This window comes from Brevirhabdus pacifica, assembly GCF_002797755.1.
GTDB lineage: Bacteria > Pseudomonadota > Alphaproteobacteria > Rhodobacterales > Rhodobacteraceae > Brevirhabdus > Brevirhabdus pacifica.
Window position 1 is genome coordinate 1196243 of record NZ_PGFI01000011.1, and the last position, 23844, is coordinate 1220086.

The 23844-nt window shown below is 66.6% G+C and carries 13 protein-coding genes; 10 read left to right on the forward strand and 3 right to left on the reverse strand.

Going from position 1 to position 23844, the window contains the following annotated elements; genetic code table 11:
- Positions 1-96 precede the first annotated feature (96 nt).
- The 6 genes from CLV77_RS05815 (at position 97) to CLV77_RS05840 (ending at position 7730) form a co-directional block, all read left to right on the forward strand.
- Complete coding sequence (locus tag CLV77_RS05815; protein WP_083707885.1) at positions 97-873, forward strand: dienelactone hydrolase family protein; 777 nt, start codon at positions 97-99, stop codon at positions 871-873.
- A 326-nt stretch (positions 874-1199) separates the two neighbouring features.
- Positions 1200-2621, forward strand: coding sequence for a P-loop ATPase, Sll1717 family (locus CLV77_RS16285; protein WP_170043952.1), 1422 nt, complete (start codon positions 1200-1202; stop codon positions 2619-2621).
- A 407-nt stretch (positions 2622-3028) separates the two neighbouring features.
- A complete protein-coding gene (locus tag CLV77_RS05825) occupies positions 3029-3877 on the forward strand; it encodes an SDR family oxidoreductase (RefSeq protein ID WP_076978852.1) in 849 nt (282 codons plus the stop codon).
- A 69-nt stretch (positions 3878-3946) separates the two neighbouring features.
- On the forward strand, positions 3947-4456 hold the full coding sequence (locus CLV77_RS05830; RefSeq protein WP_076978851.1) for a 2Fe-2S iron-sulfur cluster-binding protein: 510 nt from the start codon (positions 3947-3949) through the stop codon (positions 4454-4456).
- Positions 4453-5493: an FAD binding domain-containing protein gene (locus CLV77_RS05835; protein WP_076978850.1), complete on the forward strand. Its 1041-nt coding sequence runs from the start codon at positions 4453-4455 to the stop codon at positions 5491-5493. Before CLV77_RS05830 ends, CLV77_RS05835 begins: the two co-directional genes overlap by 4 nt.
- Positions 5490-7730, forward strand: a complete 2241-nt coding sequence (locus tag CLV77_RS05840; protein WP_076978849.1) for a xanthine dehydrogenase family protein molybdopterin-binding subunit — start codon at positions 5490-5492, stop codon at positions 7728-7730. Before CLV77_RS05835 ends, CLV77_RS05840 begins: the two co-directional genes overlap by 4 nt.
- Before the next feature lie 26 nt (positions 7731-7756).
- Here CLV77_RS05840 and CLV77_RS05845 read toward each other — a convergent pair whose 3' ends face one another.
- From CLV77_RS05845 to bhcR, 3 genes are all read right to left on the reverse strand, one after another.
- Positions 7757-10465, reverse strand: a complete 2709-nt coding sequence (locus CLV77_RS05845) for an AAA family ATPase (RefSeq protein ID WP_076978848.1) — start codon at positions 10463-10465, stop codon at positions 7757-7759.
- Complete coding sequence (locus CLV77_RS05850) at positions 10462-11607, reverse strand: metallophosphoesterase family protein (protein WP_076978847.1); 1146 nt, start codon at positions 11605-11607, stop codon at positions 10462-10464. Before CLV77_RS05850 ends, CLV77_RS05845 begins: the two co-directional genes overlap by 4 nt.
- Positions 11608-11729: 122 nt before the next feature.
- On the reverse strand, positions 11730-12581 hold the full coding sequence (gene bhcR / locus CLV77_RS05855; RefSeq protein WP_076978846.1) for an HTH-type transcriptional regulator BhcR: 852 nt from the start codon (positions 12579-12581) through the stop codon (positions 11730-11732).
- A gap of 259 nt (positions 12582-12840) precedes the next feature.
- Between bhcR and CLV77_RS05860 the strand changes: the two genes are divergently transcribed.
- The 4 genes from CLV77_RS05860 (at position 12841) to CLV77_RS05875 (ending at position 23419) form a co-directional block, all read left to right on the forward strand.
- The gene (locus tag CLV77_RS05860; protein ID WP_083707662.1) at positions 12841-13854 is read left to right on the forward strand and encodes a type I glyceraldehyde-3-phosphate dehydrogenase; all 1014 of its coding nucleotides are present in this window, start codon (positions 12841-12843) and stop codon (positions 13852-13854) included.
- A 493-nt stretch (positions 13855-14347) separates the two neighbouring features.
- A complete protein-coding gene (locus CLV77_RS05865; RefSeq protein WP_076978845.1) occupies positions 14348-14860 on the forward strand; it encodes a hypothetical protein in 513 nt (170 codons plus the stop codon).
- Positions 14861-14966: 106 nt separating this feature from the next.
- Positions 14967-17573: a COG1470 family protein gene (locus CLV77_RS05870; RefSeq protein ID WP_233128015.1), complete on the forward strand. Its 2607-nt coding sequence runs from the start codon at positions 14967-14969 to the stop codon at positions 17571-17573.
- 161 nt (positions 17574-17734) lie between these two features.
- Positions 17735-23419, forward strand: coding sequence for a DUF11 domain-containing protein (locus CLV77_RS05875; protein WP_158086696.1), 5685 nt, complete (start codon positions 17735-17737; stop codon positions 23417-23419).
- Positions 23420-23844: the final 425 nt, after the last annotated feature.

Consider the following 23844-nt stretch of genomic DNA (forward strand, 5'->3'; position numbering starts at 1 on the left):
GTGCTATGGTTGATACCGGCCACTGGCGGCATGAGCATTTCCACGCGCCCCGGCCGGCCTATTTCAGCGTCTAGAGCCATTGCAGGGAGTCCCATGATGAAATCCGTTAAACCCTTTTCCGCCACCGCCTTTGCCACGTCCATCCTGTCCGGTGCAGTGCTGGCCGCGCTGGCGCTGCCGGCCGCCGCCGGTGAGGCTGTCACCTACGAGTCCGATGGCATGACCCTCGAGGGCTATCAGGCCAGCGCCGAGGGCGCCAAGGGCACCATCCTTGTCATCCACGACTGGGACGGGCTGACCGACTATGAGAAAAAGCGCGTCGATATGCTGGCCGAGGCCGGCTACAACGCCTTCGCGGTCGATCTTTACGGCCAAGGCAACCTTCCCCAGAGCATCGAAGAGAACAAGGCCAAGACCGGCGAGCTTTACAAGGACCGCGAGAAGATGCGCAGCCTGATCCTTGCAGGTGCCCGGAAGGCCGGCGAGATGGGGTCCGACAAGATGGTGGTCATGGGCTACTGCTTTGGCGGCGCGGCGGTGCTGGAACTGGCCCGCTCGGGGCAGGGGGCCGAGGTCGGCACCACGGGCTACGCCACTTTCCACGGCGGCCTTTCGACCCCCGATGGTCAAAGCTACGCCGCCGACACCGCGCCCATCCTCGTGGCCCACGGCGGCGCCGACAGCTCGATCAGCATGGACGACGTGGCCGATCTGTCGAAACGTCTGGAAGAGGCCGGCGTGCAATACGAGATCGAGGTCTATTCCGGCGCGCCCCACGGCTTCACTGTCATGGGCAGCGAACGGTACCAGGAAACAGCCGACAAGAAATCCTGGGACGCCTTCATGGAATTCGTGGGCGATCAGCTGGGCTGACGCAGCGCCAAGAAGTTTGAGTGTGGAGGGGGCCGGTCCGAAGGGATCGGCCCTTTTTGTTGGGGAAAGATCGGGTGAGTTGCAGGGCGGGGTTGTCTGGAGGAAAGGGCGGGAAGCGGTCGTTCACCGCTGGCGCGTAGAGAACTTCCCAGACTAGCGGAAGCTGACATTCAGAGATCTTGGGGCAGGTTGGGTTGCTATTCCGCCGCATGGCCGCTCGGAGCCCCATGACGGAGAGGCGGGACTTGATTGCAACGGCGAGATAAAGGAAGGTTGAGCTCATTAGACTTTTTGGATTGGGAAGCAGAATGGCAAATTCGTCTGTCTTGAAAGAGATATCACAATGGTCAATTGAAGCAAAAGACGAAGATAATTCTCTCTACTTTTTTCATTTCGACGACGTATCAGATATTGAGGCAGGGCGAAAGAACTATGTAATCGGGAGAAAAGGAACTGGCAAAACGGCCATCGCGGAGTATCTCCATAACGAAAAAAATTATAATCAGTTCTCTAGGCTGCTTTCATTTAAAAATTTTCCGTTCAACTCACTCTATAGCCACGCGGATGATGCCTATAATCGCCCCAACCAGTACATAACCCTTTGGCTTTATGTTATTTACCATTACATCTGCTCGATGCTTGCGGAAAACGAGGAAGTTTGCAGTAAATGCGACTTCGACCTCAAGAAGTCGTTCGCTTTCGACATGAAAGGCACGCTCGCTCGTTCCGTAAAAACAATTACGAGCAAAGGATATAGCTTAAACCTAGCGGGTTTTGGCGGCGGCTTTCAGGAGAATGGCGAAACCGCCGAGTTCGATTACGTTAAAGCTAACGATGCTATGCGGGAATTCATTTGGAAAGTTATCGACGATAGCGAATATTATATAATTTTTGATGAGCTGGACGAAGATTATCGCGATGTGCTAAATCCAGACCGCCGTGATTCCTACTTCGAATTGTTGATAAGTCTCTTCAAAGCAGTTCAAGTAATCAGATCTGAATTTTCTCACTCGGGCACCAACATTAGGCCGATAATTTTTCTGCGGGATGACATCTTTGATTTGTGTCGGGACGTCGATAAGAACAAGTGGTTGGATCGCGCAGTTACATTGGCTTGGGATGAGGCACAGCTTCGTGAATTGGTGCAGTTTAGACTTTCCAAAGCAATTCAGCTCAAAACAGGTGTGAACGCTGATAGCTCGACGGCGTGGGACGAGGTGTTCGCAGTCCGAAAAACAAACATTGGAGCCAATCGACGTGGTGCAATTGATACCTTTAAATATCTGACCAGCCGCACATTCCTCCGACCAAGAGATATCATCAGTCATGTAAGGGAGTGCGCCAAGATAGCCCTGTCAAATGATCATAAGAGAATAGATAATTCTGACATCAAAGATGCCGCATCAGGGCAATCTGCGTATATGCGAAGGGAAATCGTAGACGAACTGTTCCCCGTTTTGGATGATGTCGCCGAGATCCTCGGCGTTTTATCAAAAATCAGGAAGCCTATATTCACGAGAAAAGAGTTCAATGACAGGTATCGTGAATTCGTGAATCAAAATCCTTCCATAAAAAAGCCGCTGACAGAGAGCCAGGTCCTTAAGCTGCTCTTTCATTTTAATGTAATTGGGAACATCACAACTGGGAACCATAGAGTGTTTGCCTACAATAGCGACACTAAAGTAATGAACATGGATGAAAATATTTGCATCCATAATGGCTTAATACACAGCCTGGATATCTTGTGACCCTGCAAACCTTTGATCAGCCTTGATTCATCTACAATTCAGTCTTTTTCTGCTTGGTTGCGCGTACCGGGATGGAGCGGACAAGGATTCCGATCAAACACGGACAGCCAATCCGCTTTAACGTGGAAAAGGCCCAGGGCTCGGGGACAAGCTTTTTGCGGCTGTACCGAATGGCGGCTATTCGCGCTGCGGTTGCAGCATTCGGGGGAAGGTTGGCTGTCCGCTTAGGGCCGGTAGCACCAAACCACCTTAATGCCCCCCCGGCGATCCCCTGCCGACACCCCCGTCCCCCGACACAAGCCACGAAACCGGAGCCCCTCGGCGGCGTTGGGTCTGGACCACCGACCCGAGTGGCGTGGCTCGGGCCCGCCGCTTTGCCTGAAGGAACCAAACGCAGGAGCCCCGCCATGACCCAGCATTCCGACGACCGCGTGCAGGACCGGCAGCCCGGTATCGAGTCCCGCATGGATCCCGCCCCCGACTACAGCCCCCGCTACCCCGGTTCGGGGCGGCTGAAGGGCAAGGTCGCGCTGATCACGGGGGGGGATTCTGGCATCGGGCGGGCGACGGCGGTGCTGTTCGCCCGCGAGGGCGCGAAGGTTGCCGTGGTTTACCTCGACGAGGATACCGACGCCGAGACCACCGCCGCCGCCATCCGCGACGAGGGCAGCGAGGCGTTTCTTCTGCGCGGCGACGTCGGCGACAAGGCCTTCTGCGAGGACGCTGTTGCTCAGACGGTCGAGAAATTCGGCGGGCTGGACGTGCTGGTCAACAACGCCGCCGAGCAGCACGCGCAGGACGATTTCACCGATGTCTCGGAAGAGCAGATCACCCGCACCTTCCGCACCAACATTTTCGGCCACATGTTCATGGTGCAGGCGGCGCTGCCGCACTTGAAGAAGGGGGCCTCGATCATCGGGGTGACCTCGGTCACGGCCTACCGGGGGCAGGATCTGCTGATTGATTATGCCTCGACCAAGGGCGCGATCCTGTCTTTCGTGCGGGCGCTGTCGTCCAGGCTGGCGGGCAAGGGGATCCGGGTGAACGGTGTCGCGCCCGGCCCGATCTGGACGCCGCTGATCCCCGCGTCCTTCCCGCCCGAGAAGGTGAAGGATTTTGGCAAGTCCTCGCCCCTCGGCCGTCCGGGCCAACCCAATGAGGTGGCGCCCAGCCTGCTGTTTCTGGCCTGCGAGGATGCCTCGTTCATGACCGGGCAGGTGCTGCATCCGAACGGCGGTGATCTGATCGGCGGCTGAGCCCGCCTTTCCCCGCTTCCATCCCCGAAACGATCCTGACCGAAAGGCCGCAAGCCCGTGCAGACACCATTGAAAACCACGCTCAGCATCAACGGAACCCGACATGAGATAGAGGGCGATGCCCGCCTCACCCTGTTGGACGCCCTGCGCGACCACCTGGGGCTGACCGGCTCGAAGAAGGGGTGCGATCACGGGCAATGCGGCGCCTGCACCGTCTTGCTGAACGGTCGCCGGGTGAATTCCTGCCTGACGCTGCTGTGCATGCATGACGGCGACGAGGTGACCACCATCGAGGGGCTGGGCACGCCAGACACCCCCTCGGACCTGCAGCGCGCCTTTGTCGACCGGGACGGGATGCAATGCGGCTACTGCACCCCGGGGCAGATCTGCTCGGCCACGGCGATGATCGAGGAGATCCGTCAGGGCTGGCCCAGCCACGCCAGCGAGGGTCTGGAGGGAGAGGTGGCCCCGACCCCGGCCGAGATTGCCGAACGGATGAGTGGCAACCTCTGCCGCTGTGGCTGTTATCCCAACATTGTCGACGCCATCGCGGACGTGATCGCGGAGGAAGGCCCATGAACCCGTTCGCGTATCACCGCGCCCGTGACGAGCAGGACGCAACCGCCACCGCCGCCGATGACGGAACCAGCTTTGTCGCCGGGGCCACCAATCTGGTGGATCTGATGAAACTGGGGGTGAAGACGCCCGGCCGGCTGGTCGACATAACCCGGATCGAAGGGCTGGACCGGATCGAGCGGACCGACGACGGCGGCCTGCGGATCGGTACGCTTGTCACCAACAGCGACCTGGCCGCCGATCCCGTGGTGCGCCGCGACTACCCGGTGCTGAGCCGCGCGATCCTTGCGGGCGCCAGCGGGCAGTTACGCAACAAGGCCACCACCGGCGGCAACCTGCTGCAACATCCGCGCTGTCCCTATTTCCAGGATCTCGCCATGCCCTGCAACATGCGCGAACCCGGCTCGGGCTGCGCCGCCCAAGGCGGGCCGATGCGCCTGCACGCCATTCTGGGGACCAGCGCCGCCTGTATCGCGGCCCATCCCGGCGACATGGGCGTCGCCATGGGGGTCCTTGACGCGGCGGTCGAAACTGCGCGTCCGGGGCAAGAGGGGCGCAGTCTGTCCTTGGAGGAGCTTTACCGCCTGCCCGGCGAGCGGCCCGACATCCGCACCGTGCTGGAGCCGGGCGAGATGATCCGCGCCGTCGTGCTGCCACCCCCGCCGGGGGGCACCCATGTCTATCGCAAGGTGCGCGACCGGGCCTCCTATGCCTTCGCGCTGGTCTCGACCGCCGTGGTCCTGCGGCTGGAGGACGGGTACATCCAGGCCGGGCGCATCGCCTTGGGCGGTGTCGCCCCGCGCCCCTGGCGCAACCCCCACGCCGAGGAGGCGATGACCGGCGAGCCCCCCTCGGAAGCGCTCTTCGACCGGGTAGCCAACATCCTTCTGGCCGAGGCGGTCGACCGATCGGCCCTGGGGCGCGACGGCGCGCCGGGGTTCAAGATCGACCTGGCCCGCCGCACCATCCGCGCGGCCCTGTGGCAGGCGGTGGAGCGATCCGAAGGCGGCGCAGGCAAGACGGCGGGAGAGGCAGCATGAACCGGCATCACAAGATGGACAGCGCCGACAGGCAGAACCGCCTGGACGGTATGGCCCAGGGTCTGATCGGAACCGACGTGCCGCGGCCCGACGGCATGGCAAAGGCCACCGGCACGGCCACCTATGCCGCCGAAGAGCGGCGCGAGGGCATGCTGCACGGCGTCCTGGTGCGCGCCACGGTCCCGGGCGGGCGTGTCGCCGATGTCGACACGGACGCCCTGGCGAAGGCCCTGGGCGACGATGTCACGGTCATCACCGACGCGCGCCTTTTGCAGGTGCCGGCACAGGGCACGGATGGCAAGGCGCCGCCCCAGGGTCCCGATCTGGTTCATTACGTGGGCCAGCCGCTGGCCTTGGTGGTGGCCCCCAGTTTCGAGGTGGCCCGCCACGGTGCCCGCCTTCTGGGCATCCGCTACGAGGGCGGGGAGGAGGGGCATTTCGACCCCGAAGATGACGCCACCCCGACCGAATTGCGCGACAAGAAGACCGTGGACATAGGCGACCTCGATGCCGCCATGGCCAAGGCTGCCCACAGCGTCGACGCCGTCTGGCGCACCCCCGGCCATGTCAGCGCCGCGATGGAGCCCCACGCAGCCGTCGCCTGGTGGGAGGGTGAGCACCTCACCGTTCGCAGCGCCCTGCAGATGCTGAAGTTCAACCGCGACGAGCTCGCCGACGCGCTGGGCATTCCCGCGGAAAACGTGCGCCTTCTGGCCCCGTTCGTTGGGGGCGGTTTCGGCTCCAAACTGGGGATCAGCCACGAGGCGGTGGGCGCCGCCATCGCCGCCCGCCAACTTGGCCGCCCGGTGCGCGTCGTGCTGTCGCGCCAGCAGGTGTTCGAGGCGGTGATGCGCCGCTCGGAAACCCGCCAGCACCTGCGTCTTTGTGCCGATGAAGAGGGGCGGCTGACCGGCATCGGGCACGACTGCCTGGTTTCGAACCTGCCGGGCCAGGACTTTGCCGAGCCTGTGATCCAGGGCAGCCGCTTTGCCTATGCCGCGCCCAACAGGCACCTCAGCCTCAGGCTGGCGCGGGTGAACCGGACCTGCGCGGGATCGGTCCGCGCCCCGGGCGAGGCGGTTGGCCTGACCGCGCTGGAGAACGCCATGGACGAGCTGGCCGAGGCCATCGGCATCGACCCGGTGGAGCTGCGCCTGCGCAATGTCCCCGAAGAGGACCCGACCGACGGCAAGCCCTTTTCCAGCATGATGATGGCCGAGGTGCTGCGCGAAGGGGCGCGCCGTTTCGACTGGCAGAGGCGAAACCCGATCCCCGCCCTGCGGCGGGAAGGCGATCCGCGCCGCGAATGGTTGCGCGGCATGGGCATGTCGTTGCTGGTGCGGGGCAATATCCTGGACGAGGCCGAGGCCCGCGTGCGGCTTCTGCCCGCTGAGGACGGCGCGCCCGTTCGCGCCGAGGTCGAGACTGACATGACCGATATCGGCACCGGCAGCTACGCGGTCCTCAGCCAGATCGCGGCCGAGATGCTGGGCCTGCCGATGGAGCGGGTGACGACGCGGCTGGGCGACAGCGCGCTGCCACCCTCGCCGGGATCGGGGGGATCCTGGGGGGCGGGCTCTTCCGGGTCCTCCGTCTACCTCGCCTGTCTGGAGCTTCGGACCCGGCTGGCCCGCGCGCTGGGCTGTGACGAGGGGGAATTGACCCTTCGCGACGGCCAGGCCACGGGCGGCAACCACAGCCGTCCTCTTGCCGAGTTGCTGGACGGGGGCACCATCGAAGCGGTGGGCCATATCGAGCCGGGCAAGACCGCGAAGGAACGGCGGCAGGCCACCTATGGCGCCCAGTTTGCCGAAGTGGAGGTCAGCCGCCACACGGGCGAGGTCCGCGTTCGGCGAATGCTGGGGGTCTTTGCTGCCGGTCGCATCCTCAACAGCCGCACCGCCCGCAGCCAGTGCCTGGGCGGCATGACCTTCGGCATCGGCATGGCCCTCAGCGAGGAGTTGGAGCACGACCCCCGCGACGGCCATCTGGTGAACCGCGATTTCGCGGGCTACCACATCCCCGTCAACGCCGACGTGCCCCAGCTGGAGGTGCACCTGATGGAAGAGCGTGACCCCTGGGCCAACCCGATGCAGTCCAAGGGCATCGGGGAGCTGGGGATCTGTGGTGCCGCGGCGGCGATCACCAATGCCATCCACAATGCCACCGGTGCGCGGGTGCGCGACTACCCGGCCACGCCCGACCGGGTGCTGGCGGCGATGGCTGTGGCGAACTGACGGGCAGGGCCGGGGCGGGGCGGGGCCTACGCCGGCCCCGACCCGCCGCCGTCGGGTTCGATCGTCAGGCTGGTGCCGCCCAGGGCGCGGAAGGCCCGCTGACGGCAGCTGAGCACCAGGATCTGGATGTCGCCGGCCTGCCGGTGAAGGGCGTCGAACATCGCCTCGATCCGGTCGTCATCGGTGAAGATCAGCGCGTCATCCAGGATGACCGGCGCGTGCCTCCCCGAGCCCGCCAGCAGCCGCGCGAAGGCCAGCCGCACCAGGAAGGCGATCTGTTCGCGTGTGCCCCCCGACAGCAGGTCGATTTCTTCCTGCTGGCCGTTGCGGCTCAGGTGGGTGGGCAGGATGCGGTCGTCGAAATGGATTTCGGCATCGGGCCAGAGCAGCCGCAGCAGCGGGCGCAGTTCCTTCAGCACCGGGGCCATCGTCCGGTCGCGGGCATCGGCCCGGGCCTGGCGCAGCGCGTCGCGCAGCCGGGTCAGCATCGCCACCTCGAAGCGGATATGCTCCAGGTCGGTGCGGGCCGCCTCAAGGCGCTCGGCCACATCGGCCAGGTCCTCCTCCACCCCTTCGCCCGACCGCAGGTCGATGGTGCTGTCGAGGGCGGCCTGCGCCGTGCGCTTGGCGGCGATATCCCGCTCCGCCCCCTCGCAGACCGAGCGGGCGCGGGTCAGGGTGATCCGCGCGGCCTCAAGGTCAGGGGCGTCCTGTTTCAGGGCGTCATGGGCCTGTTGCAGGCGGTCCCTCTCGGCCACCAGACCCGTGAGGCGCGATGCCAGCGCGCCTTCGGCCCGGGCGACGCGGTCATTCACGGCGTCTTCGTCCTCCCCGGCGGCCGCCTCGCCGCCCTCTCTGCTGTCCGTGTCCGGAGGCAGGGCGCGCAGCACTTCGGCCCTGGCGCGGGCCAGCCGGGCGGCGGCCCCTTCGGCGGCGGCCTCGGCCTTGATGCGGGCCTCACGGCGCATCCCGGCGGCGGCGCGGGCGGCTTCCAGCGCCTGGGCGGCCTTGGTGCGGGCTTGGGCGGCTATCTCGGCCTCCTGCTGGGCGCGGGCGACATCGGCGGGGTCGTCGCCGTCCTGCGCCGCCTCCTCAGGGGCCGGCAGGGCGGCGATTTCCGCGCGCTGCGCGTCGAGGCCCCGGGGCGCCTCGGCGGCAAGTTCCAGGCGCAGCTCTGACAGGTCGGCCGCCGCGCGCTCGCGGTCGGCGGCGGCCTTGGCGGCACCTGCCATGTCGGCATGGCCCAGCTCGGCCAGCGCCCGGGCAAAGGCAGCCTCGGCCTGGCGCAGGGCGCTGCCGTCGTCCTGGCCCTGTCCGGGGGTGATCGTCAGCCGGCCGAGTCCTTCAAGGTCCAGCACGGCACCGCCCGGGATCGGGGTCGCGCGCCCCTCCCGCAGGGGGGTGCCGTCAAGGCGCACCGCGTCCCGCACCCCCGGCGCATGTTCCATGGTGATGGCGGGCGCCGCCCCCTCGAAGCTGCGGCGCAGGTGGGTCAGGCGGTCGGCCTCGGCCTCCAGCCGCCGCAGGGCCTTGGCGTCGGGGCCCGTGGCGGCGGCGCGGGTCGCGGCCTCGATCCGGGGCGTCAGCTTTTCGGCGCGGGCGAGGCTGGCCAGCAGGTCTGCGCGGCGTTGGGATTGTGCGGCAGCGGCCTCGGCCCGCATGGCGCGTTGCACCTGTGCGGCGGCGACGCGGGCGGCCTCTTCGGCGGCTTGGTCGGCCGTGCGGGCGGCCTGGAGTGTGGCATCAGCAGCTTCGCTCTCCTGGCGCAGCCCTTCCAGTGCCACGGCGCTCTCGCTGGCGGCGCGGGCGGCCTGATCCAGTTCCTGCCGGGCCTGGACCAAGGTCCGCTGGCGGTCAGCCACCTGGTCGCATTTCATGGCCGCCAGACCCACCGCGTCCCTTGCCCGCTCCAACTTGCCGGCGTGCAGCTCTGCTGCCTGAAATTCGGCCTCGGCGCGCTCAAGAAGGTTCTTGCGTTCGGCCTGGGCCTCGGCGCCCAGGAGTTCGGCCAGGTCCTTCTTGATCCGCCGCCGGGCTTCCAGGTCGTCGCGCAGCAGGGTCGAGCGGCGGGTCAGATCCGCGTGCCTGGCCTCCAGCTCCTCGACCTCGGCCATGGCCAGCGCCAGCGGCCCGCCGGCCTTGGGGCGGCCGGTGCCGCTGTGATAGCGGGCCAGATCCTCTTCGCATCGCTGCAACACCCGGTCGAGGCGGCGGCCACTGGTGACCATGTCCACCTCGGCGGCGATGGGGTCCAGCAGGTCGCGGCGGGCCAGTTCGGCGCTTTGGGCGTTGCGGATGTTCTGATCCAGTTCGGTCGCGCCCTGCCGCACCCACAGAAGGCCCGCCGGACCCGCATCGGCCCCGCCGCCTCCGCCATGGTGCAGGGCCGCGATCCACGCTTCGGCCTCGTCGGCCTTGGCGATGACTCGGCCGCCGCTGCGGATCTCGGCCACGGGCTTTTTCAGCCACCGCTTGAAGATCTCGAACCGGCCTTCCGGGGTCTCGACCTCAACCGTGACGCTGGGGGCGCCGCCGGCATGGGGCGTCAGCGCCGCGATCGCGGCCCCCTTGGAGCGGTAGAGCTGAAAGAAACAGGCCTGGAGCGCATCGAACAGGGTGGATTTGCCGCTTTCGTTGGGCGCGCAAAGCACGTTCAGCCCCGGCTGCAACCCGTCGACCCGCACCGGCGAGGAGAAGCGGCGGATATCCTCAAGCCGGATGGAGATCAGCCTCAAGACGCATCCTCCTGCAGATAGGCGTAGAGCCTGTTCAGGGCGGCGCCCGCCAGGCGGCGGTCTTCCTCGGGGGCGGTTTCGTCGGCCAGCGGACGCCCCAGTTCCTCGGCGGCGGCCTGAAGGGCACCACCCTGGATGACGGCGCTGAGGTCGGCCTCGTCATACTCGGTGGCCAGACCTGCCGCCAGCAGCTCGAAAAAGCCGAATTCGGGCGCGGCGTCTTCGGCCGCCCGGTGCAAGGCGGCCTGCTCGGGCAGGCTGGCGCGGCCGGTGGCGCGGATGCGCAGAAGGGTTTGGCGACGCTCGGCGGCGGGGGGCAGCAGGGCTTGCAGCGCTTGGGCCGCATCCTGACCCGGCAGCAGCGGCAAGGGCGCCTCGGCCCAGTGCAGCGTGCCGGTGGGCACGCCGTCGACCACCGGCTCGGCGCCGGGGCCGTCCAGCGTTACCGCAAGGCAGGCGCCGCGCCCGGCGTGGCGGAACCCGTCTCGCTCGGGCGCGCCCGAGAACCAGGTCCGCGCCCCGATCCGCATCTGCCCGTGCCAGTCGCCCAGCGCCAGGTAATCGAGCCCGGCACTCTGCGCCCGGTCGGGGGGAATGATCTCTTCGGCGCGCACCCCATCCTCGTCAAAGCCCTGGATCGCGCCATGGGCCAGGCCGATCCGAAGGGCGCCAGCGGGCGTCGCGGCGGCCGGCATGTAGTCGGTCAGGTCGCGGCCCGGGAACTTGCGGCTGAGCGGGGCGGGCAGCAGCATGACGCCCGGCGCGATCTCCAGCGGCGCGGCCTCGGTCAGCACGTGGACATTGGCCGGGGCCTGGGCCGCGACCCGCTGCCAGAGGCTTTCGGCCGCCAGGCTGTCGTGGTTGCCCGGCAACAGCCACCAGTCGATGCCCTCGGCGCCGGCCATGGCGGTCAGGGCCTGGCGCCAGACCTGTTCGGTCGGGGTTTCGGTGTCGAAGACGTCGCCTGCCACCAGTATGTGACCGGCCTCGTGATCCCGCGCCGCCCGGGCCAGGGCGTGCAGCGCGTTGTGGCGTGCCTCGCTCGCCTGGCCGCGGATGGCCTCGGGCAGGGTGCCGAACCGCTTGCCAAGGTGCAGGTCCGAGCTGTGGATGAAGCGGAAGGGCGGCAAGGGGGCCTCCATCGGGCGGGTCGGGGCAGGGCGGGGGCATCATTGGGCGCGGCGGCCCGCCAGTGGGACCCTGTCCCGGACGGGCGGAAACCGCAACAGGGGGCGCGCGGATTTCGCGCCGCGAGGGTCCCCGCTCAGCCCGCCTTGCCGGCGGTGGGCAGGCTGGCCTTGGCACCCAGCGAGGCCGAGACTTCCTCGGCCGCCTCGCGCACGCTCAGCGCCAGCGCCTCGACCTGGTCGGGACCGACCCGGCTGGTCGGGCCCGAGACCGAGATCCCCGCGATCGTCTCGCCGTAGGTGTTGCGGATCGGGGCCGCGATGCAGCGCATGCCCTCGTTGCGCTCTTCGTTGTCGACGGAATAGCCGCGGGCGCGGATCGCCTCCAGATCGCTCAGAAGCGCCTCGGGACGGGTCAGCGTGTGGGGGGTGAACCCCTGCAACTCGCGGCTCAGAACCCGGTCCAGCCGATCCTTGGGGAAATGCGCCAGCAGCGCCTTGCCGATCCCCGAGGCATGGGCCGGCGACTTGGTCCCCGGCGGAAAGAAGGCGCGGATCGAGGCATGGGTCTCGACCTGGCTGACGAAGAGCACCTCGCCATCGTTCTCGATGCCCAGGTTCGCGGTCTCGCCGGTGGCCTCCATCAACTTGCGCAGCACGGGGCGCGACCGTTCGATCAGGCTGGTCCGGCGCAGGAAGCCCGAGCCGATGAGAAAGGCGTTGGGTCCCACGTGCCATGTCTGCGCCGCCTCGTCGATGTCGACGATGCCGTGCCCCTGGAAGGTGGTCAGCACCCGGTAGACGGTGGCCGGGCTTTCCGACAGTTCCTGCGCCAGCCCGGTCAGGGTGGCGTTTTCCATCCGCGCAAGCTCGGCCAGGACATGCAGGGCGCGGTCCAGCGACTTGATGGTGTTCTGGGGGGTGGCGTCGTTGAACGCCTTGGGGCGGCCCCGGGGCCGGGCGGCGTCGCGTGTATGCTCGTTGGCCATGGCGGGTGGTCCCCCTGGTGGGGCGGGCCCGGATGACGGACCCGCGATGAAAAATCCAAACCCCCGATATCGCCGGGGTTTATCCGACCATAGGATATTTGAAACCGGATTTCAAAAAAATTGAACACGCCAGGATGTCGCGCTATGGGCGGGGGTGGCGGAACGCGGGGTATGCCCCCGGGCGCGGCTGGTCATTGCCCCGCGCCTCGCCTATGGAAAAGGGGCCCGAGGGGACCCGCGTGCAGTCAGGAAGGTCGCAATGGACAGAATTCGCGTCGTCATCAATGGTTTCGGCCGGATCGGGCGGACCATCCTGCGCCAGCTTGTGTCCAGCCGGACCGATCTGCCGATCGACGTGGTTCTCATCAACGATGTCGCCCCGCTGGAGACCTGCGCCTACCTGTTCGAGTTCGACAGCGTCTTCGGACCGGCCCCTTGCGGTGTCGACACGGTCGAGGGGGGGCTGGTGCTGGATTGTTCGGGTCGGGGCGGGGCCGGGCGGCGGGTCATTCCCTTCCATCGGCAGCCCGACCTGACCCTGCTGGACCTGAGCGGGGTGGACGTGGTGCTGGACTGCACCGGCAAGGCCGACAGCACGGGCATGGCCCGGCGTGGTATCGTCGCGGGCGCCCGGCGCGTCCTGATCTCTGGCCCGTCCGAGGCGGCGCAGGTGACGATCGTGCCCGGCGCGAATGACCACGAACTTGGCGCACAGGAGCTGGTTTCGGCCGCATCCTGCACCACCAACGCGGTGGCGCCCCTGCTGGCGCTTCTGGATCGCGAATGGGGGGTGCGGGGCGGGCACATGAACACCATTCACTGCTATACCGGTAGCCAGCCCACGGTCGACGCGCCGCGCGGCGACCTGGCCCGCAGCCGCGCCGCCGCCCTGTCGATGGTGCCCACCACCACCAGCGCCACCCACCAGATCGAGAAGGTTCTGCCCCACCTGGCGGGCCGGGTGACCGGCAGCGCCGTGCGGGTCCCGGTCGCCAGCGTCTCTGCTGTGGACATGACCCTGCGGCTGGAGCGGCCGACCGAAGGGATCGCCGGCGCTCTGCGGGAATTGTGCGCGGCCTCTCGGGTCCTTGGCTGGACCGACCGGCCGCTGGTATCGAGCGATCTGCGCGCGCGGCCCGAGTCCCTGATCCTTGCCGGGCCCGAGCTGATCCGGGGGCCCGATCATTGCCGGTTCTTCGGCTGGTACGACAACGAATGGGGCTTTTCGGCGCGAATGCTCGATCTGTGCCTGCGGATGAAGCCCACCGCTTGAGCCGGTCCCTGTCCTGGCACAAGTACGATGCTTTCGGCCCCGGCCAATCCTTGACCCAGTCTTTGGCCTGGATCTTGAGGGTTTTGCCTTTCCCCCGATCTTTCCAAGGTGTCGTCCGCCCGGATGTCGCGCTTGATTCGGCGCGAATCCGGCCCGTCGACCGGGGTGCGGCCCCGCTTGAGGGTGCGGTTGCCCCGCACGGGTCACAATCCGGCCCCGATCACGCCCCGGCATCCGACGTGCGCCCCTAACCGCTTGGTCGGAGCGCCCCACCCGGTTTGAGAGCTTCCAGATCAAAAGAGAGCGGCCGTCCAATCCTTTCGGGTAGCGGGCGACCGATATGGTCCGTCGCCTAACCTTCCGGGGGAATGGTTTGGGGACCCACTCCGTCCAGACTGGTTCCATCGTTCGTGTCCCGCTTCGGCGGTGCGGGCGCAAGTGTAACCATCAAGTCGGTATCGGTGACGGAGCGCTGCTGCCGGAGGAGTTCTCAATGTTCCATAATCTCAAAATGCAGCGTGCGGGTTGGGGGGCGGCAGCCTTCCTTGTCCTGCTCGCGCCCCAGGTCCAGGCCCAGGATCTTACCAGTCTGTTCGAGTATCGCGTCGTCGAAAAGGACGATGCGGGTGAAGAAATCCTGGTCGAGCGCAACAAGGTGCGTCCCGGCGAAACCATCCATTACATCATCAGCCACGAGAACGTCGCCGAGACCGACCTTTCGGACGTGGTGATCGTGGCGCCGGTGCCCCAGGGCGTGACACTCAGCGTCGGGTCCGAGTCCAGTTCCATCCCCGCCAATTTCGAGATCCAGGCCGAACTTGAACCCGAGATGCCCGGGCTGGAATGGTCCTCGCTGCCCGCCTTCCGCAAGGTGATCGCGGAGGATGGAAGCGAAAGCCTGGAACCGGTGCCCGCATCGGCGATCGAGGCTGTCCGCTGGAGTCTGCAAGACGCGATTCCCAGCGGCGACAAGGCGATGAACACCTATCGCGTGATCGTCAACTGAGGGCGCCTGTCCTCTGACGGGTTGAGACAACCCCTCCCTCCAACTCCCAAACAAAAGGTATTTACCAGTGAGATTCAACTCGCTCTATCTGCGCGGATGCAGCGCAGTGGCCGTACTCTCCGTCCTTGGCGCCGCAGCCTATGCTGCCGCCCCCGAGGCGGGCTCGGTCATCGGCAACCAGGCTGTTGCCACCTACACCAACAACGCCGGTGACGAGATCACCGTGACCTCGAACAAGGTCGAGACGGTCGTCCAGCAGGTCGCCGGTGTCACGCTGACCTCGGACAACACCGAGTCCATCGCGCCGGGCGGCAAGGCCTTCCTGCCGCATATCGTGACCAACGACGGTAACGGGCCGGACTTCTTCGCCCTCTCCGCGACCGAGGACAATTCCGGCACGCTCGATACCGCGTCGCTGGTCTTCTACCCGGATGCCGACATGGATGGCGTGGCCGATTCCGCGACGCCCATCACCAGCACCCCGACCCTGGCCCCCGGCGAGCAGTTCGGCTTCATCATCGAAGCGACCGCCCCCTCGGACGGCACCGGTTCGGACAGCATCACCGTCACCTCGGTCTCGAACCTCGACGGCACCATCGTCGACACCAACACCGACACGCTGACCATCTCGAACGCCGCGATCATGGAACTGGTCAAGTCGATGACCGTCGATCCCACCAGCGGCCCGGGCAACGACAACCTGGTTGATGCCGGTGACACGGTTGTCATCAAGCTGACCTACTCCAGCACCGGTCTCGCAGCGGCCAACAACTATGCGGTTCAGGATATTCTGAACAACTATCTGACCTACGATCCCAACACCGCCGTATGGTCGGACGCCGCCGGTACCCTGGACGAGACCAACGGCAACGGCGTCGATGCCTCCAACGGCAGCGGCGACACCATCGCCTGGACGGAAAGCGGACAGACCGTCGGCTTTACCCTCAGCAGCGTGCCCTCGGGCCGCAGCGGCAGCGTTACCTTCACGGCCACGATCAACGACGCCGTTCCCGCCGGGATCATCCCCAACACCGCGACCCAGTCGATCGACGGCACGGCCTCGGCCCCGTCGAACACGGCTTCGATCGTGGTTGATGCCAACTACAACGTCGAGATCTCGGACACCGCCACCAACCCGGACGGTTCCCCGAACACGGCCATCGCCTCGGCGAATGACCAGGACGGGCTGTCCAACGACGTGGTCAACAACCAAACCGATGCCTACCAGGGCGCGACGATCCCGTTCGAGTTCGTCATCACCAACCTGTCGAACGAGACCGACAGCTTCACCCTGGACGTGTCCAACGTCGACTTCCCCGCCGGAACCTCGTTCCGCATGGTCCAGTCGGACGGCATCACGCCGGTCGTGGGATCGGTCGGGCCGCTGGCGACCAACGACTCGGTCAAGGTGATCCTGCTGGCCACCCTGCCGACGGATGTGACCCCGGTTCCGACCTCGGAATACACCGCCAACGTGACCACCACCTCTGAAGGCAGCGGGCTGAGCGACAGCTCCACCGCCGAGTTCACGGGTCAGGTGCTTGCCGCCGCGGTCGACCTTGAGAACAAGGTCGTGGGTTCCGAAGGCGATGGCGCCGCGCCGACCGATGGCGGCAACCCCTGGATCACCAAGACCACCGATCCGGGTCAGACCACCTCCTTCGTCATGAACGTCGAGAACGGCGGCCCCACCTCCGACAGCTACAACCTGTCGCTGGCCCAGGCGCTGCCCGATGGCTGGACGGTCGAGTTCCGCCTTGCCGACGGCACGGTCGTGACCAACACCGGGACCATTCCCTCCGGTGGCAACAAGGACTTCTACGTCTACGTGACGCCGCCCGAGGGCACCCCTCCCGGTGACACGCTGGTCGACATCAAGGTTCTCTCGGCCGTCTCCGGCCAGTCGGACCGCATCGTCAACCAGGTGACCGTCAACAAGGTCATCGACGTCGAAATCGTGGCCGACCAGGCAACCCAGGCCTCGCCCGGCGGTATCGTCGACATGGTCCACACCGTGACCAACAACTCGAACATCGCCATCACCGAAGGTGACATCCTGCAGACCGGCCTGACCAACTTCTCGGGTGCGATCTACTACGATGCCAACGGCAACGGTGTGATCGACGCGAGCGAACTGGTCATCGACAACTTCGACGACCTGACCGACGGTCTGGGCGTGGGTGTCAACGGCCTTGCCGCAGGTGACAGCGTCTCGCTGATCTACCGGGTGCAGACCCCCTCGACCGCCACTCCTGGCGTTACCGAGATCGGCACCGTCAGCCTCGACACCTCGCTCAACGGCGCCGATGCCGAGGCCGACTCCGACACCGCCAACAACGCGGTCGAGGACCGGATCACCATCATCTCGGGCGATGTCACCCTGACCAAGTACCAGTATGTCGATCCGCTTTGCGACGGCACGGTCGGGACCTGGACGAAGGTGCGCCAGGACGTCAACCCGGGCCAGTGTGTCCGCTACCTGATCGAGGCCGAGAACACCGGTACGAGCAACGCCAGCAACGTCAAGATCAGCGACGTGGCACCGGCGTACACCTTGATCCACAACTGCGGCGGGGCCTGTAGCCCGACCACTTATCCCGCAGCGCCCAACAGCTCCTACACGGCGACGGGCACCACGATCGACAGCTCGCACAACACGGTCATTCCGGGCGAATTCGCCAAGCTCGAGTTCACCGTGAAGGTCGACCAATAAACCGATCGGCGCACCCGGTCCGCCGGGTGCGCCACCCCCAAGTGCAGTAACTGGTCCCATGGTAATCTAGGTTTATTCCAATGCGTTGTCCCGCCCGCCGTTCCCAGGTCAAGGTCTTGTGTCGCGCTCTTCTTTCCGCTTCCCTGATCCTGCTCATGATGATGAGCCCGCTTCTCCAAGCCGCTCCTGCGCCCGCGGGATCCATCTACAGCACCGCCTCTGTCAGCTACTTCAACGACCGGCTTGGCCTGGTGGAAGTCGTCGACACCAACACGGTCGAGGTCATCATCGACGAAGTGCCGGCGGTCGAGGTTCTTGGAAACTCCGACCTGCGCCTGTCCCGGGGCGCCTACGGCGAGCACATGTTCGAGATCCGCAACACCGGCAATGTCGACCTGACGGTCTCGCCCTACATGGACATCTCCGGCGAGGACAATCTTTTCGACCAGGCGACCCTTTACTGGGACGAGAACGCCAACGGCCGGATCGACGGCAACGAAACCGCCCTCAGCATGGACAGCACCATCGACATTCCGATGGGCGAGTCCGTCTACCTGATCTATTCCTTCCACGTCTCCAGCGATGCCCAGCTTGACGACGCCGCCACATCCGTCCTCTTCGTCGAGGCCTGGACCGAGAACCAGGTCCTTGAGGTCAGCAGCAGCGAGTCCGCCACCGGCCAGGTCATCATCATGAGCGCGACGCTGGAGCTGGCGAAATCCGCCACCTGGTCCCAGTCCGAGGACGGCGACACGCTGACCTACATGCTGGAGCTGCGCAACAATTCCGAGGGCGAGGTCGCCGGCTATTCCGAGATTGCGGGCAACGCCCTTTCGATCGACGGCGCCGCCGCCGAGGGGGTCATCGTTCGCGACGAGATCCCGCTCAACACCGTCTTCCGCTCGGTCGGTTCCAGCGGGCAGCTTCAGCCGCTCTACCACATCCGCGGTGAGGGCGAGCAGAGCTACTCCTCGACCGCGCCGGGCGATCCGGCCGATGTCGACGCCCTGGCGTGGTTCAGCCCCGAGGGCTATCCCGTCGGCCGCTCGACCGATATCTTCTTCTCGGTCTTCGTGCCGGTCGAGATGGGCACCGTCACCGTGCGCAACACCGCCGAAACCTTCATTCCCACCGACAGCGGTCCCACCCGCATTCTGTCCAACGAGATCGTTCACCGCCGCCAGGTCGATGCGGCCGCGCGCCTGACCTTCATCGACCCGGCCAATGGCCAGGCCGCCGCGATCGGTGACCTCGATGCCGACACGATGCTGGAACTGGTGGCAGGTGCGTGCAACACCACCGACAGCGAAGACACGGTTCAGATCGACGTTTCCAGCCGCATCACCGGCGACATGGAAACGATTTCCGGCCGCGAGACGGGCGACAACACCGCGACCTTCCGCTCGGCCCGGCTGCCGGTGGCCTTCATGAACAATCCCGTCGCCCAGGACGGTGTCCTGGCCAGCGCCGAGGGCGACACGCTGACCGCGACCGCCAGCTGCGACGGCACCACCGTCACCACGACCCTCTCGGTCCGTCCCGGCAGCTTCGCCTTCGACAGCATCACCAACAACCCGGTCGCCGATGTGCGCGTGAACCTTGTCGATGCGCTGGGCAACCGCGTCGCGACCGCGCTCAGCGATGCCCGCGGCTACTTCGCGCTGGGCGATGTCTCGGCCGGCAGCTACCGGATCGAGGCCGAGCCGCCCGCCGAGTACAGCTTTCCTTCCGTGCGCCCCAGCTTCAGCGGCTATCAGCGCAACGCCGACACCCGCGCCTCCTACGGCGAGGAGTTCCAGCACGCCGGCGGCCATGTGGAGCTGATCGACCTGCCGCTCGACCCCTATTACGGCGTGCCCCTGGCCCTTGAGAAATCCGCCGACAAGACCCGCATCGGCAGCGGTGAGCTGGTCAGCTATACCATCCGCGCCCAGAACAACATGAACCAGGCCCTGGTCGGGGCCGAGATCATGGACCGGTTCCCGCAAGGCACCCAGCTTGTCGCCGGCACCGTCCGCGTCGATGGCGAGATGCACGACGATCCCGCCGTCGACGAGGGGATGGACCACATTTTCGAGCTGGGCGACATCGGTCCGCTGGAATCCCGTGAGCTGACCTACGTGCTGCGCTTTGCCGCCACCGCGCGCCAGGGCCGCCACGACAATGCCGCCATCCTCTACGGCAACCAGGCCGGCACCGGCGAGCAGCGCAGCTCGGCCGTGGCCGAAGCCTCGGTCGTGCTGGACGATCGCGGCGGCGTCTTCTCCCGCGAGGGAACAGTGATCGGCTCGGTCTTCATGGATTGCAATGCCAACGGCATCCGCGACGACCGCAGCGAGCCGGGCGTTCCCGGTGTCCAGATCCTGACCCAGGAGGGGCTGAGCGTCGTTACCGACGAACGCGGGCGCTACTCGCTCTTCGGTCTGCGGCCCGTCTCCCACGTGCTGGCGCTTCAGGACCGCACCCTGCCCGAAGGGGCGCGCCCCACAGTGCAACGCGCCGCCGACATGGGCCGCGCAGGCTCGCGCATGGTCGCCATGAAGCGCGGCGAACTGCGGGCCGAGCATTTCCCCCTTGAAGGCTGCACGCCCGAGGTCCTTTCCAGCATCGCGGACCGCAAGGTCGCCTTCCTGGACGGGCGCAGCGCCAACAACGCCATCCTGTCCGACCTGCCCATCGACGCCGCCCGCAGCGACAGCCGCAGCGTCCGCGACGAGGCGGGCCTGGCCACCCAGAGCCAGATCTACGGTGCTGGCGAGGCCGCCTCCGACGACCGCGCCTCGACCCGGGGCGAGTTGCAGCGCAAGGTTTCGGAAGCACAGGCAGAGCGTCAGACCCTGGATGCGATCATCAAGACCCTGAACGCCGATTTCGCGTTCATGGATCTGCGCGACGGCGACAGCGTGCGCCGCCAAACCATCACCGTGCGCCTGAAAGGCCCGGCCGATCTGGCCATCCGCCTGATGGTCAACGGGGTCGAGCAGCCCGGCTCGCGCATCGGCGAGCGGACGTCCTGGGCCGGCGGCAATGTGCAGGCGATGGAATACGTCGCCATCAAGCTCAAGCCCGGGCAGAACACGCTGGAGATGGTGGGCAAGGGACCTTTCGGCAACGACCGTGCCCGCGAAACCGTCACCATCACCGCCCCCGGAGAGCCCGAGCGGATCGAGATCGTGGCGCCCGCCGAGGCCCCCGCGACCCCCGGCACCGTCGTGCCCGTTGTGGTGCGGATCCTCGACCGCGACGGTGTGCCGGTCCAGGCCTCGGGCACCGTCACCCTGTCGGCGCGGCTGGGCCGCTGGGATGTCACGGACATCCGCCCCCAGCAGATCGGCGTGCAGGCCTTCATCGACAATGGCGAGGCGACATTCGGCCTGCTGGCGCCCCAGGCCTCGGGCGAGGACGTGATCTCGGTACGCGGTGGCTTCGGCAAGGCCGAGGCGCGGATCACTTTCCTGCCTGACCTGACGGAGCGGGTTCTGGTCGGCGTGCTGGAGGGGGCGGTCGCCCTGAACGGCTCGGCCGACCTGATCGAGACCGACCGGCTGAGCGCCTTCGAGGACACGGCCACCGGCCTGCGGGGGGAGCTTTACCTCAAGGGCCGGATCCGGGGCGACGCGCTGCTGACCTTGCGCTACACCAGCGACCGCGACACCAGCGACCGGCTGTTCCGCGATATCCGCGCCGACGAATACTATCCCGTCTACGGCGACAATTCCGAGCGCGGCTTCGACGCCCAATCCTCAACCAACCTCTTCATCAAGGTCGAGCGGGGGGGCAGCTACTTCCTTTACGGCGACATCACCGTGCAGCCCGAGTCCGATGCCTTCCGCCTGGGCGGCTATCAGACCGTCACCACCGGCGCCAAGGCCCATTGGCAGGACGAGCACGTCCAGATCACCGTCTTCGCCGCCCGCACCGGGCAGAAGAACCGGGTCGTGGAATTTGCCGGGCGCGGCATCTCGGGGCCCTATGACATCGACCTGACCGATTTCCGCGAAGGCTCGGACCGGGTCGATCTGCTGGTGCGCGACAAGGACAGCGGCGAGATCCTCAGCGAAGAGCGTCTGGACCGCCTGTCGGATTACGTCCTGGACTATTTCCTGGACACGGTCATTTTCGACCGCCCCGTGCCCCAGACCGATGAGGACGGCAACCCCGTCTCGGTCCGCTTCGCCTATCAGCTCGAGACCGGCACCGACCGCCGCTACTGGCTTTACGGGGCCGAGGCGCGGGTGCAGCTTGGCGAGAATGCCAGCGCGGGGGCCCGGGTCATCCGTTCCGACGCCCCCCGGGGCACGGCCGAGCGCGAAGCGGTCTATGCCGTCTTCATCGAGACCGCCTTCACCCGCAATGGCATGCTTCAGTTCGAGCTGGCCCAGGCGGTGAACCCCGAGGGAGATGCCGGCAACGCCGCGCGCCTTTCCTTCGAGAAGAAGGGCGATCGCGCCGCGCTGAAGATCGAGGCGACCCACACGGATGCCAATTTCGCACCCACCGGCTCCAGCGCACAGCGCGGCACCGACAAGGTGCGGCTGGAATTCGATGCGGCCCTGACCGAGCAGATGCGCCTGAAGCTGTCCTCCAGCTGGGTCGCCGACCGGGTGGCCGGGACCGAGATGCTGGACGGCGCGATCTCGGGTGAGCGCAAGGTCTCGGACAACCTGAGCCTGCGCAGCGGCCTGCGCTTTGACCATGATCTCAAGGCCGATGGCGACGCCACCGATCTTGCCCTGACCGTGGGCGGCGACTGGACACCGGAATTCGCCCCGGACCTCACGCTCAAGGCCGACCTGGAACAGCCTTTCCTGGGCCACGGCACCGGCCTGCTGCGACTGGGCGCGGAATACCGGGTGCGCGACGGCTTCCTGGTGAAGGGCTCGACCGAGCTGGCCTTCGCCCGGGACGATCGCGGCCCCGAGGTCACCAACAGCCGCCTGGATGTGGAATACACCCTGCGGCCCTGGCTGCGCGGCCGATCCTCGCTCGAGGCATCGGGCGGTGGCGCGGGCCAGGCCCGTTTCGTGCAGGGGTTCAACGGCACGACTCAGCTGACCGAGCAGCTGAGCCTGAGCTACTCGCTTGAGCATACCGAGCCCCTGAGCGACGCGGCCGAGCGGCTGACAAGCCTTGCCATCGGCGGCAAGTGGGAGGCCGCGGACGGCGCCTGGATCATGGACGCCGACATCGACCAGACCTTCGAGGAGGATGGCCGCACCTTCTTCGCCAGCCTGGGCGTCGCCGGACGGCTCACCCCCGACTGGACGCTGCTGGGCCGCAGCCGGCTTGCCGCCGATCAGCGCGGCGATACCGACAGCCTGCGCCACCGCCTGCGCTTCGGCGCGGCCTACCGCCCGATCGAGGATCCGCGTTTCGAGTTCCTGGGCTGGTACGAGCATCAGCTGGAGGAAAACGGCCAGCGCAGCGAACAGCACCTGTGGTCGCTGGCCGGCACCTGGGAGGTGAACCGCAACCTGCGCCTGAACGGCAAATACGCCGGCCGCTACTCCGAGCTGGAACTGCCGGGCAGCGCGAACAGCGTCGAGGCCGTGGGCCTGATGCAACTGGCCCAGGCCGGCGCCAGTTTCGACATCCTGCCCGAGAAGCTGGAGGCCACGGTCAACGCCTTCCGCATCTGGGACGACCAGGACTTCTCGACCTTTGGCCTGGGGGCCGAGCTGGGATTTGTGGTGGGCGAGGGCACGATGCTCTCGGTCGGCTACAACGCCACGCGAGACCGGGCACCGAACGCGCCGTCGCTCTACCAGGACGGCGCCTATGTCAGGATCCGGCTGAAGCTGGACAGCTCGCTCTGGGACCGACTGGATAACTTCCTGGGGGGCTGACCCCCGCCAGCCGGACCGGAGACACCTGGAACGCGCCCCTCGGGGCGCGTTTTTTTCCGTCGGCTTGTGGTTGGCATTTCATGGCAGGTCGTCAGGACCGGGGGCTGCGCCGTGTGAGCCTAAGGCCGCCGGGCGCGAGGCCGTGGCCAGCCCCCCAGCGAAGGGAGGGCGCGGGTCCAAGACTCCAAGAGCGTGCCCTCTGGTGTCACTGGCGGAGCCAAGTGGAACTTGGAATGATGAGAGCGACAGCCGCGTCCGCACCCGCTGGGCTGGCGGGTCTTCGAGGTTGGATCGGGGGGCGGGCGCCGTCAGGATCAGTCCCTAAGGCGGGGAGAGATCGGTGGAATAAGCTGCCTTATCTCGGGGCGCTGTCCAAGGGGGGCGGCACGATGCTGGGTATCTAGAGGTGCTGTCGTCCGGTCGGA